The sequence below is a fragment of the Polaromonas sp. genome, assembly GCF_041689105.1.
GTDB lineage: Bacteria > Pseudomonadota > Gammaproteobacteria > Burkholderiales > Burkholderiaceae_C > Polaromonas.
The window spans coordinates 14,767-32,380 of sequence record NZ_JBDNGU010000115.1 but is presented as its reverse complement, the minus strand read 5'-3'; the positions used below and the strand labels follow the sequence as shown (position 1 = coordinate 32,380).

Genomic DNA, 17,614 nt, shown 5'->3' with positions numbered 1-17,614 from the left:
CGGCGCCGTCCAGGCCATTGGCAAGCAGGCAGGCATAAGCTTCGTGCAGCGGGTGGCCGCTGTCGTCAAGTTGGGTTCTTTGGGCCATGTGAAATTCGTACTCTCTGTTGTTCCAGGTTTGCCAGTTGCTGTCGGGGGGGGGGGCCTCCGGCGGCCTGGCAGGGGCCTGATTAAAAAATCCCAAAACCAGAAACTTCCAAACAGGTTCAGTTTCCATGGTCGGGGAAATTACAGAACGAATGTTGCACTACCATGAGCACGTTCCAGCGACTCTAGAACCCGCTCATCCCGGATAGCGAGACCCTGCAAGAAATCGGCCTTGAAGTGCTCTAAAAGAATACGTGCTTGCGACATTGTTTGTTCTGCCACCTAACGAGGCCGTAAAAAAATCCATTTTGCGCAAGCACCTACAGCGCTTTGCGCACTGCGCTGATCGACGGACGGGAATTTTTTGTTCATACCCAAAGTGTGGCGCAATTTCACCCACTTTTGTCATCAATGGACGCCCGCTTGTCCCTAGTGCCACCTTATCTGCCCCGCTGCTGTCCCAGGCTCGTCTTCGCCAGCTTCTCGATGTTATGCACCATGCAGTACAGGTTCCACTGCGTGTTGACCTTGATGCGTCCCCGGTGGTTCAGCCGGGTCAGGCGCTTGTTGTGCCGACAGTCATCGAGCCGGGGGACCTTTTCACATAAGCTGACTTGAATCAAGACTGCAACGGGCGGAAAGCTGGCTCAAGTGGGTTTATATGAACCGTCAGCGTATCCCTGCACGCAGGAAACTCTGCACGAAATACCGCTGAAAAAGCAGGAACGCCACCAACAGTGGCGCGCTGGAGATCAGCGTGGCCGCGTTGATGATGGCCCAGTCGATGCCCTGATCCGTGCCGGCAAACACCGACAGCCCCACCGTCAAGGGACGGGTCTCCACCGAGTTGGAGATCACCAATGGCCAGAGAAAGTTGTTCCAGTGGTAGCTCACGGACACCAGCGCATAGGCCAGATAAACCGGTTTGGCGAGCGGGATGTACACGCGCCACAGCACCCCCATGGCCCCACAACCTTCAACACGCGCGGCCTCTTCGAGCTCCTTGGGAACAGTCTTGAAGGTTTGGCGCAGCAGGAAGATGCCAAAAGCCGACGCCATGTAGGGCAAGGCCATGGCGCTCAGCGTGTCCATGAGCCCGAGCTGGTGCAGGGTGCGGTAGTTCTCCACCAGCACCACGTCCGGCATCACCATGAGTTGCACCAGCACCAGGGCAAAGGCGATGTCGCGGCCCGGAAACGCGAACCGTGCGAAGGCATAGGCCGCCAGCGTGCACAGGACCAGCTGACCGACAAGGATGCTGCTCACCAGCGCGAAGGTGTTGAGGAAGTAGCGCGGGAACGGCGCAGCAGCCCAGGCCGCGCGGAAGTTGTCCATCGTGAGCGGTGTCAGCGGGTCAAATCTGGCCGAGAATTCGGTGGCGTGAAACGCGGACCAGACCGCGTAGAACAATGGCAACAGCCACAGCAGAGCCAGCATCCACGCACCACAGGTGTTCAGGGAGGTGTCTGTGCGACCAGGGTTCAGCATGCGGCGTGCGTCATTGGTAGTGGGTGCGGCGCTCAAGCAGGCCGAACTGCAGCAGCGCCAGCAGGGCCAGCACGGCCAGCAGGACCACTGTGAGCGCGGCGGCGTAGCTGACGTCCCAGTACTTGAAGCCGGTCTCGTAGATGTAGAACAACAGCAGCGAGCTGGCGTTGTCGGGTCCGCCGCGCGTCATCACGACGATGTGGTCGATCAGGCGGAAGGCGTTGATCACCGCGTTAATCAGCACGAACAAGGTAGTCGGCATGAGCAGTGGGAAGGTCACACGCCAGAAGAACTGCCAGCGGCCGCATCCCTCCAGCGCTGCGGCCTCGCGCAGCTCGGGCGACTGCTGCTGCAGAGCGGCGAGGTAGAAGATCATGAAGAAGCCAGCCTCCTTCCACACCGCCACCACCATCACGGCGCCCAGCACCGTCTCGCGTGAACCCAGCCAGTTGTGGGCAGCGCCGCCCCAAAGACCGCGAAGCTGGTCGAGCAGGCCGTAGTCGGGCGTGTAGAAAAAAAGCCAGATGTTGGCCACAGCAATCATGGGTAGCACGGTGGGTGTGAAATACGCCAGCCGCAGCAGGCCACGTCCTGCCAGCTTGCGGTTCACCCACAGCGCCATCACGATGGCCAGTGCGATCGCCGGAACAATGGTGCCCAGCGCGTACCAGGCGTTATTGACCAGCGATGTCCAGAACACTGGGTCCTCTGCCAGCGCGCGGTAGTTGTCGATGCTGATCCAGCGCGCCGGGCGGTTGGGCCTGGCGGTGCTGAACAGGCTGTGCCACAGCGTGGCCACCGCCGGGTAGTGCGTGAAGGCCAGCAGCAGCACCGCCGCCGGCAGCAGCAAGAGCCAGCCAACGACGGCGTTGTGGCGATCAGTCACGAGGACACCAGGTCTCAGTTCAGCGGTACGGCCGCAAGATGCGGTCTGCCTCCCGCTGGGCGTCCTGCATGGCCTGCTGCGCAGGCTTGGCACCGGTGAGTGCGGCTTGCAGGCCATCGTTCAACGCCTTGGTCACGCGCTGGTTCTCGTGGGTCGAGAGTTCGGCAACGGCGTGCTTTAGCTGATCGCGTGCCACGATCGGCGCGGGGAAGTCAACGAGGTACTTCTTCATCTCCGGCGTGTCCCAGGCCGCCGGGCTCACGGCGACATAGCCGGTAGCGATGGACCATTCGGCCGCTCGTTTTGGCGAAGTCATCCACTGGATGAACTTCATTGAGGCTTCGCGCTCGGCCTCGCTGGACTTCTTGAAGACGTAGAAGTTTCCACCGCCCGTGGGGGTGCCCCGTTGCTTGCCAGCGGGCAGCATAGCTACGCCGAAGTCGAACTTCGCGTTGCTGCGGATGTTGGTCAGGTTGCCGGTGGTGGTCCAGATCATGGCCGCCTTGCGTTCAAAGAAGTCCTTGGGCGTCGTGCCCCATTCCACCACGCCAGGCGGATGGATGCGGTGCTTTTGCGACAGGTCCATCCAGAACTGAAGTGCCTGAACGACTTCCGGCTTGTCGTAGTAAGTCTGGGTGCCGGCCGTGTTCATGAGCTGGGCGCCGTTTTGGGTCGTGAATCCTTGGAACAGCCAGTACGGAAATCCTGAGGATGGCACCTGGATGCCCCAGGTGCTGACGTTGCCCGCGGCATCTCGCTTGGTCAGCTTCTGGCCGTAGTCCACCAGTTCATTCCAGTTCTGCGGCGGCTTGTTCGGGTCTAGGCCAGCTTGCTTGAACAGGTCCTTATTCCAGTACATCACCACGGTGGAGCGCTGAAACGGGATGCCCCAGGTCTTGCCGCCGGTCTGGCTGTTCTGCATAAAGCCGGGGTAGAAGCTGTTGATCCATGCCCTGTCTGCGGGGGTTCTTGCCATCTCGTCGAAAGGAACCACCACGTTCTCATCGATCAGTGTGTACATGTCGGTGGAAAGCATCACCGCGATGTGCGGAGCGTCGCCACCCTTGGCTGCCGTCAGCACCTTGGTGATGGTGTCCTGGTAGCTGCCGGCATAAACCGGCTTGATTTTGATGCCAGGGTGCTCCTTCTCGAAATCGGCCGCCATGCCGTCGATGACCTTCGTGACCGGCCCACCCACGGCGACCGGGTAGTAAAAGCTCAGCTCCTGCGAGAGCGCAGGCACACACAGGGTCGCGCTCAAGGCAACGCAAGCCAGGTTCAGGGTCCAGGGTTTCATGGTTTTTCCTTAGGGTTGGGGAAGTCGCAGACCGCTGTCGCGGTCGAAATGGTGCAAGGCGGCGGCGGGCCAGCCGAGGCCAACCGTGTCGCCTCGCCGGGGAAGGTCGAGGCTGTTGGCGCGCAGCACCACGCGCGTCGATGCAGCCTCGCAAATTAGCAGGCTCTCAGCGCCCAAATATTCCACGGCCACCACGCGGGCAGGCACGCCCTCGCTCGCGGGGCGCAACTGCATCTGCTCGGGGCGCACGCCCCACAGGACCCGACCGTGAGGGGCGGGAAAGAGGTTCATGGCGGGTGCCCCGATGAAGCCGGCCACGAAGGTGCTGGCGGGACGCTCGTACAGGTCTTGCGGCGTGCCTTGCTGCTCAATGCGTCCCGAGCGCATCAACACCACCCGGTCGGCCATGGTCATGGCCTCGGTTTGGTCGTGCGTGACATAGATCATGGTAATGCCCAGGCGCTGCTGGAGTTCGCGGATTTCGCTGCGCATTTGCTGGCGCAACTGCGCATCCAGATTGGAGAGGGGTTCGTCCATCAGACAGACCCGTGCCTGAGCCACGATGGCGCGGCCCAGCGCCACCCGCTGGCGTTGGCCTCCCGAGAGCTGTGACGGCTTGCGGTCAAGCAAGGACTGCAAACCCAACAACTCGGCGGTCTGCGCCAGCCGACGGACGCGCTCGGCCTTGTCGACCCGGCGCACCGTCAGTCCAAAGACAATGTTCTCGCCCACGGTGAGGTGAGGAAACAGCGCGTAGTTCTGGAACACCATGGCGATACCGCGCTCGGCGGCCGGCGCGCTCGTGACGTCGACACCACCGATGACGATGCGACCGGCATCGGGCTGTTCCAGCGCCGCGATCAGGCGCAGCGTGGTGCTCTTGCCGCAGCCCGACGGTCCAAGCAGTGCAACGAACTGACCGGAGTCGGCCACCAAATGCACATCCTGCACCGCAGCATGTTCGCCGAAGTGCTTGCCGATGCCGTGCAGTTCGACCCGGCTCACTGGACCACGCTCCGCACAGCGCACTGCGGTATTCGGGCTGGGAAGCGGCACGGCGCGCTCATGCGACGTGCACCTGCGGACGAGGCAGGCTCAAGAGAGAACGAAACGCAGCAGCGGGCCGCTCGTCGATGAAGAGGTGGTCCATGTCGGCCAGGCGTCCGCCGCGTGCAATGGCAGGACGCCCGAACTTGCTCGCGTCGGCGACCAGCAGCGATTGGCGGCAGTTCAGCCTCATGGCCTCTCGAGCTGCCACCTCGGCCGGGTCGAAGTCCAGCAACATGCCGTCCTCATCGATGCCGCCGGCCCCAAACACCGCGAAGTCGGTCTTGAAGTCAGAGAAACAGCGTACGGCGGCCTCCCCCACCACGTCAAGGTCTGCCGGTCGTAGAAATCCCCCCGCCACCGCAATTTCCAGCTCGTCGCTGCCGGCCAGCGCGAAGACCACGCGCAGGCTGTTGGTCACCACCCGAAGGCGCTTGTGCGATCGCAAAGCCAGGGCGACCTGGTGCGGCGTCGTGCCCAGTCCGATGGACACCGAAGCGCCGTGCGGAATGAACGCCGCCACTGCAGCTGCGATGCGGCGTTTGCCGTCCAGCCGCTGGACCTGGCGGGCTTCATAGGGCAGATTGGCCCCGGTGGCCGGCAGCGTGACGCCACCGTGCACGCGGCGCAGCAGGCCGAGCTCGCTGAGCTGGTTCACGCCGCGGCGGATCGTTTGCGGTGTGACGTCGAACTGGCGTGCCAGCTCGTTGATGTCCATCAGACCGCGACCTCGCACGAGGTCCAGTATCTGTTGGTCACGCGAATCCTGCTTCACTTCAAGCATGTTCAAATGAACGCGATAGACGATTTCATACGAACAGCTTAGAACTCGAATGTGACACGTCGATGTCATCCGCACCGTTGTTTTTCGGGTTCCAATAGGGGGTCATTCCGGAGAATACCAACGTGCTTGTACAACTGTCAGACCCTCACGTCGTTGCGCCCGGGCGGCTACTCATGAACCAAATCGATACACCGGCCCTTCTGGCCAAGGCCGTGGCGAGTGTGTTGACCCTTCAACCGCCCGCCACGGCCGTGGTGGTCACCGGCGACCTTGTCGATCGGGGCAGTGCCGACGAATACGCGCACCTGCAACAACTGCTGGCCCCGCTGACCTGCCCGGTCTGGCTGATGCCAGGCAACCACGATTCGATCAATTCGATGCGTTTGGCCTTTCCGGAACACGCCGAGCTGACACCCTTGGCAGATGAGGCGCTATCGCCCTTCGTGCTGTGGGTACGCGAAGCGGCCGGGCTGCGCCTGATCGCGCTGGACACGGTGGTCGAGGGTGCGGCTCACGGAACGCTCTGCGAACACCGCCTCGCATGGTTGGACCGCTCATTGGCAGAGGCGCCACGGCAGCCTACGATTGTTGCCATGCACCACCCACCGTTTGCCACCGGCATCGAGCATATGGACGGCATCGGGCTGCGCCAGGGCACTGACGCACTGGCCGATTTACTGCGCCGCCACCCTCAGGTCGAACGCGTCATCTGCGGACACCTGCACCGCCCCATCGTTCGACGCTTCGGTGGCACAGTGGCCATGACGGTGCCGTCCACCGCACACCAGATCGTGCTCGATCTGCGTGATGGCGGGCCAGCTGCCTACCGGCGAGAGCCATCAGGGTATGCGCTGCACGCGCCTTTGGACGGGGCGGTGGTTTCACATTGGGTCACAGTGGGTGAATACGGGCCGACGGAGTTCTACGCTTGAAAGCGAATGTTCGCGAAAAGCTGATCTGAACTTGTTGTGCCCTCGCGCCAGCTGATGCTCTGCCAGGCGTTACTCGGCAGAGAGTGGGTCAGGGCCTCCAAGCTCACGCTGCGTTAAGAGAGATTCCAACCTTGGATTTATCCGATGACCGGTATCGAGGAGCATCACGAACGACGGCTTCCTGCCAGAAGCAGCCCCGGGCACGAACCAAGCTGGTGTCGATACCAGACGGCCATTCAGCGTATTGACGACTTTAGGAACGCGTTGATCAAATCCAACGGGTCGCAAACCCGCATGGATGCCAGGCCCGTGTTGACGACTTCAATTGCGCGGCACACCTGTGGACTGGCAAAGCCAGATTCGCGGTCCCTGCCTGGTTTGAGTCGGGGACCCTCGCGGTCTTTCGCTGCAGGATTTCCTCGCTGCCCGGACAATAATGGCACCTTTCACCTTTCACCTTTCACCTTTCACCTTTCACCTTTCACCTTTCACCTTTCACCTTTCCCCTTCCGACCTCCCGCATGCAACTCTCCCAACGCCAACTCATCGTGCTGGTCCTGCTGACACTGGCCTGGGGCATCAACTGGCCCATCATGAAAGTCGGCGTCGCCGACTTCCCGCCTTTGAGCTTCCGCGCCCTGTCGATCTGGCTGGGCCTGCCGGTGCTGGGCATGGCCATGGTGCTGATGAAGGTTCCGTTTTTTGTACCGCGCGAGAAATACCGTGAGCTGTTCTGGCTGGCTTTCGCCAACATGTTTGTCTGGCACGGGCTGATCATCCTGGCTGTGAAGAACCTCAGCAGCGGGCGGGCCGCCATTCTGGGCTACACCATGCCGATTTTTTCGGCGCTGATCGGCGCCTGGTTCTTCGGCCACCAGCTGCAGCGCCGCAGCTGGCTGGGCGTGGCCGCTGCCGCCCTGGGCGTGTCCCTGCTGCTGTGGCATGAGCTGACCAACCTGTCCGGCCGGCCCATCGGGGTGTTGTGCGCGCTCGGCGCCGCAGCCACCTGGGCAGTGGGTACACAAAAGCTGCGCAACACCACCATGCCGGTGGCCACGCTGACGATTTCCTTCTGGATGACAGCCATGACGGCGGTGGTCATGACTGGCCTGAGCGTGGCCTTCGAGATGCCGCAGTGGAAGGCACCGCCGGCCGCCAGCTGGGCCTCGATTTTGTACAACGCCGTGATCATTTTCGGCTTTGCCCACGCAGCGTGGTTCTTTCTGGCGCGCAGCCTGCCGCCCATCGCCTCCACCTTGAGCGTGATGATGATTCCCGTGCTGGGTGTCTTTACGGGTGCGCTGGCCCTGGGCGAAGTGCTGCACTGGCAGGACTGGGCCGCGGTGGTACTGATGGTGGTGGCGATCGCGTCGGTGTTGGCGCCCGGACGGACAGCAGTCAAGTGAATCTGCGCAGGAAACTCCCCTCTTGACCAGCCAGGGCCGCGGATCTGGCTTTGCCAGTTCGCAGGCGCAGCGGCCCCCTCGGGGCTGGCGCCTGCGGCTCCAAACCTGCTTGAGCAGGTTTGGACAGGCAACAGAAGCGAAGCCTCTGGCGAGCGGCGGCCTGCAAGGTGCGGGAGTTACGCGGAGCGAACGACCGTGGGGGCTACATTCATGGCCAGACACAGGTCATCCCAGGCCTTGGCCTTGTCGCCCAGGCTGCGCAACAAATAGGCCGGGTGGTAGCTGACCACCACCGGCACGCCGAGGTAGCTGTGCACCTGGCCGCGCAGCTTGCCCAGCGGGATTTTGTGCACCTCGGGCACGCTGTCCTGCAGCAGCGATTGCGCGGCGAACTTGCCCAGCGCGAGAATGATTTTCGGCTGCAGCAGCTCGACCTGGCGCTTTAGATAAGGCGCGCATTGCGCGACCTCGGCGGGGTCGGGGTTGCGGTTGGCCGGTGGCCGGCACTTGAGTACGTTGGTGATAAAAACATTTTTCGCCGTGCCGGCGCGGGCCGCGTCGTCGTTGCCACGCTGCAGGCCCATGGCCAACAGCATGTTGTCGAGCAGTTGGCCGGCCTGTCCCACAAAAGGTTCGCCGGCGAGGTCCTCGTTTTCCCCGGGTGCCTCGCCGACGATCAGCCAGTCCACGGCGGGTGCGGCCTCGTCGGCGGGCGGGCCGACGCCGAACACTGTATTTTTGCGGCTCTCGCACAGCGCGCAGGCACGGCAACCGGCGACAGCGGTCTGCAGCGCCGGCCAGGTCATCAATTCGATGCCTGCGGGGCGTGGCTGCAAGCCGGGCACAGGCGCCGCGGGCGGGCGGGTAGCAGCGGGTGCCGCTTGAACCTGCGGGCGGCGAACGGCTGGCGCTGTGGCAAGGGGCGCACGCTGAGGTTCGGCATCAAATGCAGCTTCAGCCCTTGTCTGGCGTGCGCTTACAGCTATTGAATCGATAGCATCTGTGTTGTCAGGGACGACGGCCACGGGCGGCGGTTGCCACACGCGCACACCCATCTCGCGCAGGATGGCGCGCTGGCGTTTGTCGAGGTCCAGGCTCATCGTGGCGCTTTCATAAAGCCAGGCTCATGACCACTGCGTCTTCGCGCTGTGCCCCGGCGGCGGGATAGTACTGGGGCCGGGTGCCGACGTGGCGAAACCCGTAGCGCTCGTAAATGGCGCGCGCGCGCACATTGCTGACCCGCACTTCCAGCCATAGCCATAACGCGCCCTGACCGCGCGACCAGATCACCAGCGCATCGAGCATCACGCGGGCCCAGCCCTGGCGCTGCTGGCCGGGCGCGACGGTGATGTTGAGCAGATGGACTTCGTCCACACCTTTCATCGCCACAAAGTAACCGAGCAACTCGCTGTCTGTGTCGGGGCCGGCCGTCAGCAGCTGCGCCTGGTAGCCGGCCTGCAGGGAGTCGCTGAAATTGCCCTGGCTCCAGGGGTGGTCGTAGGCGCTTTGCTCCACCTGCTGCACAGCAGCGAACCATGACGCTGTCATGGGTTCGAATCGGGCTTCAAAGGGTTGGAGAACGGCACTCATTGGATAACCTTCGCCTTGGGAACGACCCGGCGGCTCATAGGATAAACCTCCGCCCTGTGGGCTGCGGTACTCGCCTTGGGAACGGCCCGGCGGCTCATAGCGGGGTAACAAGCGCGGCGGCGGCCTTGGCCCTGGCGCGCTCGTCGGTGGTTAATGCTACTTTATCGCGCACGTACAGTGGCAGCGCATGGGCGGCGTCCACGCCCTGACCGGCCGCCAGCAGGGCGGGCGCCAGGCGCAGCATGGCGGTGGCGGTGGGCAGGGATGGGGCGCACTGAAGCGCCGCCAGCCCGGCGGGCAGGCGGCCCGCATACACGCTGAACACATTGCCTGCGAGCAGCACGTCAGCCGGCGCCAGCTGCAGGTTTTCAGGCCGCGTCAACACGCAGCCGGCCTGTGATGACCACTGCGCGCCGTCAAAGGCAAACCGCTGCACATACATCTCGTCCATGCGCGCATCGAGCAGCGCCGTGAGCGCCAGCGCGCCCGATGTGGGCCGATGCTGGAAGCGCGCTTCTTCAGCGACGGCCAGCAGCGTGTTCAGCGGCAGCACCGGCAGCTTCGCACCCAGCGCCAGGCCCTGCGCCACCGAGCAGGCTGTGCGCAGACCGGTGAAGGAGCCCGGCCCGCGCCCGAACACCAGCGCGTCCAGCTCCCCCAGCGCCAGCCCGGCCTGCGCCAGCAGGTCCAGCAGGGTCGGAATCAGCGCGGCTGAGGCCTGCGCTGCGCCCGGCCCAGTGTGTTGCCACACGCGGCTGCCATCGGTCAGTGCCACCGAAAGGATCTCGGTACTGGTGTCGAAAGCCAGGAGTTTCATGGGTTTCATGGGTTTCACGGTCAAATCAGGCCTCAGCCCTTGTTGGACGGACGCCATCAGCTATCAAATCGGGAGTGACCACTGCAGGGCGCTGCGCCTGCAAGCGCACACCGAAAACAATGCCCACCGTGACCAGCGCCAGTCCGGCCAGAAGGTTCCAGTGCAGCGGCTCGCCCAGAAAAATCACCGCCCCCAGCGCTGACAGGCCGGGCACCACCGCAGTGATCATGGTCGAGCGCACCGGCCCGAAGTGCTGGACCATCTTGGTGAAGGTGATGCCCGAAATCACCACCGAGCCCACGCCCTGGAACACCATCTGGAAAACAATCTCGCTCCAGGGCGCGCTGGCCAGCCGGGTGGCAATGGCGCCCGAATACGCCAGCAGGCTGTAGACCGGCACATAGGTCACGAAGGCGAACACGCTGATGGCAATGGTGGCAGACACCGCCTGCAGCGCATGTTTGCGCACCAGCACCGAATACACGGCCCAGCAGGTGGAGGCGCTCAAAAACAGCAGGTCACCCTTCCATACCTGACTACCTGCATCGGTCCAGGCGTGTAACAGACTGGCGCCGCCCACCAGCACGTCGCCGAGAAAAATCAGTCCCAGGCCAATGGCACGCACCGGCGTCACGCGGTCCTTGAGGATCAGCACCGCCATCAGCGTGGTGCTCAGCGGCAAGGTGCCGGGCAGCAGCACCGAAGCGTGGGCGGCCGGTGCGAAATAAAAGCCGCTGTAGGCCAGGCAGGCGTAACCGACACCGCCGACCATGCCGATCAGCGCGGTGAGTTTGAATCCCAGCGGCGACAGGCCCAGCCAGCTCGGCGGGGTCAAACCGGGCGCGCTGTCACGCGCGCGCCTCCACACCAGCCAGGCGCCCCAGGGCAGCAGCACCAGGGCCGCGCCGGCAAAACGCAGCAGGGAGATGTCCAGTGGGGTCAGGTTGCGGTGCGCGGTGGCGCGGGCAATCACGATGAAGGAGGTCCAGATGGCCACCGTCACCACGGCAGCCAGCACACCCACGGTCTTGGGGGAAAAACGCATTCCCTGATTATCCGGGCAAGCCGCTGCCCCTGACCCTGCGCCGATAATCAGCCATGTTTTTGAATCCCCTTCCTGCCCGGGCGCTGCTGCTCACGGCCGCTTGCCTGCTGCCGGGCTGGGCAGTGGCCCAGAAAGTCCCCAAGCTCCCTCAACCCGTGCTGCCGGCCGCCGTCGCCAAGGCGCTGGCGCGCGCGCAGATGCCGACCGACGCGGTCAGCCTGCTGGTGGTGGACGCCACCGGCCGGCAGGCGCCGCGCCTGAGCCATCGGGCCGGCGAACCCATGAACCCGGCGTCGATCATGAAGCTGGTGACCACCTACGCGGCGCTGGACCTGCTTGGCCCCGACTTCACCTGGACCACCCGCGTGCTGATGGACGGCCAAGTCTCCGACGGTATATTGCACGGCAACCTGGTGGTGCGCGGCGGCGGCGATCCCAAGATGGTGGTTGAGCGCTTGCAGGCTTTGCTGGCACAGGTGCAGTACAGCGGCGTCAAGGTGATTCGCGGCGACATCGTGCTGGACCGTAGCGCCTTTCAGGTGTCGCTGCAAGACGCGGGCGAGTTCGACGGTGAACCGCTGCGGCCCTACAACGCCAGCCCGGACGCGCTGCTGATCAACTTCAAATCGCTGGTGATGCGTTTCACGCCTGACCCGATCAACAACCGGGCGCTGGTGGCCGTCGAGCCGCCCATGGCCGGCATTGTGATCGACGAGAGCGTGCCGCTGGCGCGGGTCTCCCGCTGCGGCGACTGGCGCAGCGAACTGCGCGCCAGCGTGGACAACCCGAACCGCCTGCAGTTCATGGGCAGTTATTCGGTGGCCTGCGGCGAGCGGGTCTGGCCCAGCGCTTATGCCGAACCCGCGACCTTTGCGGCGCGCGCCATTGAGGGCTCGTGGCGTGTCTTGGGCGGCCTGCTGACCGGCAGCGTGCGTGACGCCACGGCTGGTGAACTGGCGGTGCTGCGCGCGCGCGGCACGCTGTCCGGCGAGAAAGCGCCGTTGCGCCTGGACGCACCCTCGCTGCCGCTGCGCGAAATCGTGCGCGACGTGAACAAGTATTCCAACAACGTGATGGCCAGGCACTTGTTTTTGACCCTGAGCCGGCCAGCGCAGGGCGGGCAACTGGACCAGGCCACGCCCGAGACCGGCCGCGCGGCCCTGGCTGCCTGGTGGAAAAAATCTCTGCCTCAGCAGCCCGCCCCGGTCATGGACAACGGCTCAGGCCTGAGCCGCATCGAGCGCGTCACTGCCGCCAGCCTGGCGGCCATGCTGCAGCACGCGGCGCAAAGCCGCGTAGCGCAGGACCTGCTGGACTCGCTGCCGGTGGCTGGTATGGATGCCACCATGCGAACGCGCGCCAAAAACGTCGCCGGTCAGGCCTTCATCAAGACCGGCTCATTGCGCGACGTGACGGCGGTGGCCGGTTATGCCAATGGTGCCAGCGGGGCACGCTACATCGTCGTCGGCATCGTCAACCACCCGAACGCGGGCGCTGCGCGGCCGGCGCTGGATGCCTTGATTCAGTGGGCGGTGCAGGAACGCTGATACGCCGGCCTGTGCAAGCCGCCTGGCGCGACCAGATGTCAGCGGGGATCTGAACGCCTAAATCGGCAAGCCGCGGAATTTCAGTGCCGCCTGGCGGATCACCTCGGCCAGCAGGTTTTCCTTGCCCTGCAACTCCCGCAGCCAGCGCGCGTCGTTGTTCGACATCTCGACGCTGCTGCGCAGCAGATGGATGCCACTGCTGGCGCCCAGCGGGCCGGCATGCGGGCCGAGTTTGTCCATGGTCATCAGGATGTGGTCGCGCAACGCCATGTGTTCGCCGGTGGCCGGGTCCACATAGACGGCTTCCAGGCCGAAGCGGCAGGCCTGAAAGCGGTTGTAGGTATAGACCAGGTAATCGTCCTCGGTCGGCATGAAGGGCTGGTCGTTCATGAACCACGAGGCCAGCGACTGCACGTAGCCTGACAGGGCGGCGGCGCGGCCCACGGTCAGGGGCGTGTCGAAGACGCGGATCTCGATGGTGCCGAACTCGGGCTTGGGCCGGATATCCCAGTAAAAATCTTTCATGCTGCGGACCACGCCGGTGCGGGTCATCTTCTCGAAGTACACCGTGAAGTCGTCCCAGGTCAACGCCAGCGGCGCGCGGCCCGATAGCGGAAAGGCAAACACTGAATTGAGCCGGGCCGAGTCAAAGGCGGTGTCCTGCCCCTGCACATACGGGCTGGATGCCGATAGCGCGATGAAGTGCGGGATATAACGCGACATGCGGTGCAGGGTCAGCAGCGCTGTGTCGGCATCCGGGCAACCGACATGCACGTGCTGGCCAAAGATGGTGAACTGCTTGGACAGGTAACCGTAGAGCTCGGACAACTCGCGAAAGCGCGGCTTGTCGTAAATGCGCCGCTCATGCCATTGCTGGAAAGGGTGGGTACCGCCGCCGACCACAGCGATATTGAGCTTGTCTGCGCTTTTGACCAGTGCGTCGCGGATCTGCGTGAGCTGGCCCAGCACTTCGGAGGATGATTTGCAGACGCCAGTGGAAATTTCGATCATGCTTGAGGTCATCTCGGGCACCACGCTGCCGGGCAAGGGGACTTTCTCCATCAGGCGCAGCATGTCCTCGGCATAAGGCGCGAGATCGTAGTCGTGGGTGTTGACCAGCTGCAGCTCCAGCTCGACACCCAGCGAGAGTGCGGCTGATTTCTGGAAAGGCTCCAGCCCGCCGGGCGCCAGTTGCGGTTCGGTTTGCTTATTCACGGAAGTCTCCTGCAGACGGGAGGAAAGGCCGGGGCGCCCAGGGCCTGGAGCTTTCACCGGCGCGGTAAATCGCCAGGGTCGCCAGGATGGCACCCAGCACTTCCATCAGCAGGATGGCCGGTAGCGCGATGCTCGCAATACGCGGGCCCAGGGAGGTCGAGGCCGCCACAAACTGGGACACCAGCAGCAACGCGACGGACGACATGGGCGACATCGCGCAGCCGACCCACAGCGCCTGCTTCCAGCTGGCGCCGCTGCCGACGTTGCCGAGCGCAACGCCGCTGATTTTGGCCAGCGCCCGCGCCGCTACCAGAGCCAGCACCAGACCCGCAACCGGTGCGCTCCAGTCGGCCTGCGCCGCCACCACGGACACCAGCACAAACATCAGCATGGTCAGCATCGCCGAGGCCGTGCCCATCTGCCGCGGCCAGGACCAGGGCCTTGGGTTGAGCTGTTTGAGCAGCATGCCACCCAACAGCGCCGCCAGCGGCGCCGAGCCGCCAAAGTGCGCGGCCAGGGCAGCGCCTGCGGCAATCAGGGCCAGCAGCAAGATGGCGGTGTTCTCGCTGGTTGGGCTCATGACCCGCAGCGCGGAGCGCAGCGCCAGCGCCAGGCCCGCCCCCACCGCCACCGACAGGCCCAGCACGATGGCCACCGGGTAGAAGGTGTCCATCAGGCTTTGCTCGCTGCGGCCCATCATGCCGGCGCGGGCACTGCAAAGCGTCAGCGCATAAAGTGTGCTCAAGGTGGACAACACCATGGCGCGTTCCGTCACCGGCCCGGAAGCGCGGGTGTCCGTGATCACGCGTGACAGCACGGCTGGCGAAGCGGCCATGGACAGCAGGGCCAGCGGCTCGGCAACCACCTCGCGCATGCCGAAATAGGTCAGCGTCCAGTAGACAAGAAAAAAGGTCAGGGCCGATTCAGCCAGGCTCTGCACCAGCACCATGGGGTTGTGGCGGAACCAGCGCAGCGGAATCCGCCCGCCCGCCTCGAACAGCACCACGGCCACGCCCAATTCAAGCAGGAAGAGCCCTGTGCCCTGCAGCGGCCAGACGGCGCCGGAGAAGCCGGCCAGGCCGGCAAGGGCCCCCACGGCGGAATAGCCGACGACTTTGGGAATGCCGGCGAACCGCTGCACCAGGTGACCGGTGAGGGCCGCCACGGCCAGCAATATCGACCACTGCACGGTGGGCAGGCCGGCCGAGGGCTTGATCCATTCGGCCCAGATGGCCATGACTTCATTCATGGGTAGGATGTCTCCGATGATGGTTGTGGGGGCAGATGCAGCCGCGCAGCGGGGGCTGCATCGGGTGCTCTAGGGGGAGAGGCCGGTGAACCGGCTTGAAAGCCGGCAAACCGAAAGGCATTGCCAGGCGCGACTGTAAGGAGTTCCCGAATTTACCGCAGTTTACCCGCGCTGACTGTAGTACAAGCCCGGAGGCCCCCAGGCTTGACGGACAGGCGAATGTCAGTCTGGAACAAAAAAACTTCCCGGCCGGGTGCGCCAGCGCGCCCAGATTGCCGAACGGATACGGGCGCGGTCCACGCCGCTGACATTGTGCGCCTGCAGCGCCAGCCGGAAGGCGAAGTAAAAGCTCACCCCCAGATTGAGTGCACCGATCAACGGGATGGAAGCCACGCAGCCCCACAGGGCCGGCTGCCGCAACACCTCCCAGCCGAGCGCCGCAGCGGCTGCGGCCAACTGGCCGGAGGACAGCGTGACATGGCGCATTTCGAGCGCCAGCCCGAAAAAGCCGGTCATGGACGGAATCAGTCCCAGCATGAAACCCAGGGCGATGTTGGAGGTAAAACCCGAGATGTTGAGGTGCATGAAGGCGGCCCAGCGCCGGGCGCGGGCCACGCCGAGCATGCGCGTGATGCGCGGGTTGTAGCGCATCGCTGAGGCCAGCCGGTACAGCACAAACCAGTTCTCCACCCAGCCGCCTATGATGCTGGCGGCAAACAGCACCACACCGGTGAAGGCGGCCCACAGCAGCGTGGGGCCGAGCAGGCTCAGGTTGTGCAGCACATGACCGGCTTCTGTTGCGTCGATCATCGGTCGCCCCAGTCCGTACTGCATGGCGACGCTGATCAGCAGCACGGCCGGCACCACCACCAGTACGTTGCCCAGCACGGCCGCCACCTGGGAGCGCACCAGGTGGGTGACTTCATCGACAAACTCGCCGACCGCTTCGCCGGTGCGCAGGTCCTTGAGCTTGGCAGCCATGGCCGGTGCCGTCATGGCGGGCTGTTTGGTGGCCAGTGTGAAGTGCAGCAACTGGATCAGCACAAAGCTGGCGGCAAACACGATGCTGGCCAGGAAGCCGCTCCAGAAGGCCGACAGCGCCAGCCCCACAACCATGAACTTGAGCAGCGTGGTGACGGCCGTCAGGGCGCCGCCGCCGGCGGCTTTACCCAGCATTTTTCGATAGGCGGCGCGATCGCGTGTGATGTAATGCTCACCGGTTTCGGCGCCGCGTTCGGCCACCTTGGCGGCCAGCAAGGTGGAGTTGGCCGCAATCAGCGCACGTATGCTGCGCCTTTCCTCGGCCAGCAGCACCAGCCTTGCCAGTAGCTGCATTGCGCTGCTGGCAGGTTTGCCGGAAAGCAGGCAGTCGAGCAGCTCACGGATGCGCAGGATGCGCTCGCGCAGTTGGCGCAGGCGAAACACCAGGCCGACCGAGATGCCGTGTTCGTCCAGGTGCGCATACACCGAGGAAGCGGCGCTGCGGCAGGCCTCCAGCCGGCTCTTGAACTGGTCCAGCGCCAGGTGCGCGGCGCCGCTGTCGCGGCCGTGCGCCAGCAGGGTGCTGCGCAAAGCCCCCATGTCGGCCGCCAGACCGTGGAATGGCCGGGTCTGCAGCGTCGCCGCACTCATGCGCAGACGCAGCTCGGGAGAAAACCCGGTGGCAGCCACCTGGCTGGTGCAATAGGTCAGCGCTTCCAGCAGGACGTCCTGCCAATCCTGCAGCAAGGTGCGGCCAGCGGGCTGCACCAACTCCGGCGCCGCTGCCGTTGCGGCAGGCGGGGGCGTGTTGAGCAGCCCGCCCAGGCGGGCCAGGGAGTCCTCGTCGATCAGCCTGAGCCACTGCGCATCAAACGGTGATGGAAACAGCAGCATGAACAATTCAGTGGCGTGGGTGGTTTCAGGCGTGCCGGGCAGCAACTTGTAGCGCAGCCGCTCGCCCAGCTCGCTTAAAAAAGCCGCGCGCGGCGCAAAGCCGAAATCGGCGAACAAGGGCGTGGCATCCACGGTGCCGACCAGGGTGCGCCACCAGTGATACAGCCGGGCCTGGAAGCCGGGCCGTGTCTGCGCCGCATCGAGAAACAGCCGCAGGCGCTGGACCGCAGCCTGCGGGTTGCGGTCCTTGCCCCTGATCCAGTCCAGCAGGCCAATCAGCCAGAGATGGCGGCCAGCCAGCCTCGCGTCAGGCTCCAGCTGATCCAGCAACTCGGCCAGCGTACGCATG

At 64.4% G+C, this 17,614-nt stretch carries 17 protein-coding genes; 3 read left to right on the top strand and 14 right to left on the bottom strand.

What is annotated here, in order from left to right:
• From ACESMT_RS12945 to ACESMT_RS12915, 7 genes are all read right to left on the bottom strand, one after another.
• The coding region (locus ACESMT_RS12945) for a hypothetical protein (protein WP_372827006.1) at positions 1-217 on the bottom strand (217 nt) is incomplete at its 3' end.
• 310 nt (positions 218-527) lie between these two features.
• Positions 528-710, bottom strand: a complete 183-nt coding sequence (locus ACESMT_RS12940) for a transposase (protein ID WP_372827005.1) — start codon at positions 708-710, stop codon at positions 528-530.
• A gap of 46 nt (positions 711-756) precedes the next feature.
• A complete protein-coding gene (locus ACESMT_RS12935) occupies positions 757-1,575 on the bottom strand; it encodes a carbohydrate ABC transporter permease (protein ID WP_372827004.1) in 819 nt (272 codons plus the stop codon).
• Positions 1,576-1,585: 10 nt separating this feature from the next.
• A complete protein-coding gene (locus tag ACESMT_RS12930) occupies positions 1,586-2,461 on the bottom strand; it encodes a carbohydrate ABC transporter permease (RefSeq protein ID WP_372827003.1) in 876 nt (291 codons plus the stop codon).
• A gap of 19 nt (positions 2,462-2,480) precedes the next feature.
• The gene (locus ACESMT_RS12925) at positions 2,481-3,758 is read right to left on the bottom strand and encodes an ABC transporter substrate-binding protein (protein WP_372827002.1); all 1,278 of its coding nucleotides are present in this window, start codon (positions 3,756-3,758) and stop codon (positions 2,481-2,483) included.
• Between the two features lie 9 nt (positions 3,759-3,767).
• Complete coding sequence (locus ACESMT_RS12920) at positions 3,768-4,763, bottom strand: ABC transporter ATP-binding protein (protein WP_372827001.1); 996 nt, start codon at positions 4,761-4,763, stop codon at positions 3,768-3,770.
• Positions 4,764-4,821: 58 nt separating this feature from the next.
• Positions 4,822-5,589: a DeoR/GlpR family DNA-binding transcription regulator gene (locus tag ACESMT_RS12915; RefSeq protein ID WP_372827000.1), complete on the bottom strand. Its 768-nt coding sequence runs from the start codon at positions 5,587-5,589 to the stop codon at positions 4,822-4,824.
• A gap of 104 nt (positions 5,590-5,693) precedes the next feature.
• Between ACESMT_RS12915 and ACESMT_RS12910 the strand changes: the two genes are divergently transcribed.
• Together ACESMT_RS12910 and ACESMT_RS12905 are read left to right on the top strand one after the other, a co-directional pair.
• Positions 5,694-6,521, top strand: coding sequence for a phosphodiesterase (locus ACESMT_RS12910; RefSeq protein WP_372827009.1), 828 nt, complete (start codon positions 5,694-5,696; stop codon positions 6,519-6,521).
• A gap of 521 nt (positions 6,522-7,042) precedes the next feature.
• The gene (locus ACESMT_RS12905; protein WP_372826999.1) at positions 7,043-7,927 is read left to right on the top strand and encodes a DMT family transporter; all 885 of its coding nucleotides are present in this window, start codon (positions 7,043-7,045) and stop codon (positions 7,925-7,927) included.
• A 176-nt stretch (positions 7,928-8,103) separates the two neighbouring features.
• On the opposite strand, the gene ACESMT_RS12900 is transcribed toward ACESMT_RS12905, so the two are convergent.
• The 4 genes from ACESMT_RS12900 to ACESMT_RS12885 form a co-directional block, all read right to left on the bottom strand.
• Complete coding sequence (locus ACESMT_RS12900) at positions 8,104-9,027, bottom strand: uracil-DNA glycosylase family protein (protein ID WP_372826998.1); 924 nt, start codon at positions 9,025-9,027, stop codon at positions 8,104-8,106.
• A 10-nt stretch (positions 9,028-9,037) separates the two neighbouring features.
• Positions 9,038-9,517 (bottom strand): ribosomal protein S18-alanine N-acetyltransferase, encoded by a 480-nt coding sequence (gene rimI / locus ACESMT_RS12895; protein ID WP_372826997.1) that lies wholly within the window; start codon positions 9,515-9,517, stop codon positions 9,038-9,040.
• Between the two features lie 94 nt (positions 9,518-9,611).
• A complete protein-coding gene (tsaB, locus tag ACESMT_RS12890) occupies positions 9,612-10,334 on the bottom strand; it encodes a tRNA (adenosine(37)-N6)-threonylcarbamoyltransferase complex dimerization subunit type 1 TsaB (RefSeq protein WP_372827008.1) in 723 nt (240 codons plus the stop codon).
• Positions 10,335-10,359: 25 nt separating this feature from the next.
• A complete protein-coding gene (locus ACESMT_RS12885) occupies positions 10,360-11,379 on the bottom strand; it encodes a DMT family transporter (RefSeq protein WP_372826996.1) in 1,020 nt (339 codons plus the stop codon).
• 53 nt (positions 11,380-11,432) lie between these two features.
• On the opposite strand from ACESMT_RS12885, the gene dacB reads away from it, so the two are divergent.
• Positions 11,433-12,926 carry a D-alanyl-D-alanine carboxypeptidase/D-alanyl-D-alanine-endopeptidase gene (gene dacB, locus ACESMT_RS12880; RefSeq protein WP_372826995.1) on the top strand — a complete coding sequence of 498 codons (1,494 nt, stop codon included), beginning with the start codon at positions 11,433-11,435 and terminating at the stop codon, positions 12,924-12,926.
• Between the two features lie 57 nt (positions 12,927-12,983).
• On the opposite strand, the gene ACESMT_RS12875 is transcribed toward dacB, so the two are convergent.
• The 3 genes from ACESMT_RS12875 to ACESMT_RS12865 all read right to left on the bottom strand — a co-directional run bounded on the left by ACESMT_RS12875 (position 12,984) and on the right by ACESMT_RS12865 (position 17,613).
• Positions 12,984-14,141 carry a YbdK family carboxylate-amine ligase gene (locus tag ACESMT_RS12875; protein WP_372826994.1) on the bottom strand — a complete coding sequence of 386 codons (1,158 nt, stop codon included), beginning with the start codon at positions 14,139-14,141 and terminating at the stop codon, positions 12,984-12,986.
• Positions 14,134-15,390 carry a cation:proton antiporter gene (locus ACESMT_RS12870; protein WP_372826993.1) on the bottom strand — a complete coding sequence of 419 codons (1,257 nt, stop codon included), beginning with the start codon at positions 15,388-15,390 and terminating at the stop codon, positions 14,134-14,136. The genes ACESMT_RS12875 and ACESMT_RS12870 overlap by 8 nt, the downstream gene beginning before the upstream one ends.
• 222 nt (positions 15,391-15,612) lie before the next feature.
• Positions 15,613-17,613 carry a site-specific recombinase gene (locus ACESMT_RS12865; RefSeq protein WP_372826992.1) on the bottom strand — a complete coding sequence of 667 codons (2,001 nt, stop codon included), beginning with the start codon at positions 17,611-17,613 and terminating at the stop codon, positions 15,613-15,615.
• Between the last annotated feature and the right edge of the window lies 1 nt (position 17,614).

Bases quoted from the DNA above. Each gene is read 5' to 3' on its own strand.
- dacB (WP_372826995.1), top strand. From the start codon at position 11,433: ATGTTTTTGAATCCCCTTCCTGCCCGGGCGCTGCTGCTCACGGCCGCT.
- ACESMT_RS12865 (WP_372826992.1), bottom strand. From the start codon at position 17,613: ATGCGTACGCTGGCCGAGTTGCTGGATCAGCTGGAGCCTGACGCGAGG.
- tsaB (WP_372827008.1), bottom strand. From the start codon at position 10,334: ATGAAACTCCTGGCTTTCGACACCAGTACCGAGATCCTTTCGGTGGCA.
- ACESMT_RS12885 (WP_372826996.1), bottom strand. From the start codon at position 11,379: ATGCGTTTTTCCCCCAAGACCGTGGGTGTGCTGGCTGCCGTGGTGACG.
- ACESMT_RS12900 (WP_372826998.1), bottom strand. From the start codon at position 9,027: ATGAGCCTGGACCTCGACAAACGCCAGCGCGCCATCCTGCGCGAGATG.
- ACESMT_RS12915 (WP_372827000.1), bottom strand. From the start codon at position 5,589: ATGCTTGAAGTGAAGCAGGATTCGCGTGACCAACAGATACTGGACCTC.
- ACESMT_RS12925 (WP_372827002.1), bottom strand. From the start codon at position 3,758: ATGAAACCCTGGACCCTGAACCTGGCTTGCGTTGCCTTGAGCGCGACC.
- ACESMT_RS12935 (WP_372827004.1), bottom strand. From the start codon at position 1,575: ATGCTGAACCCTGGTCGCACAGACACCTCCCTGAACACCTGTGGTGCG.
- rimI (WP_372826997.1), bottom strand. From the start codon at position 9,517: ATGAGTGCCGTTCTCCAACCCTTTGAAGCCCGATTCGAACCCATGACA.
- ACESMT_RS12905 (WP_372826999.1), top strand. From the start codon at position 7,043: ATGCAACTCTCCCAACGCCAACTCATCGTGCTGGTCCTGCTGACACTG.
- ACESMT_RS12870 (WP_372826993.1), bottom strand. From the start codon at position 15,390: ATGAATGAAGTCATGGCCATCTGGGCCGAATGGATCAAGCCCTCGGCC.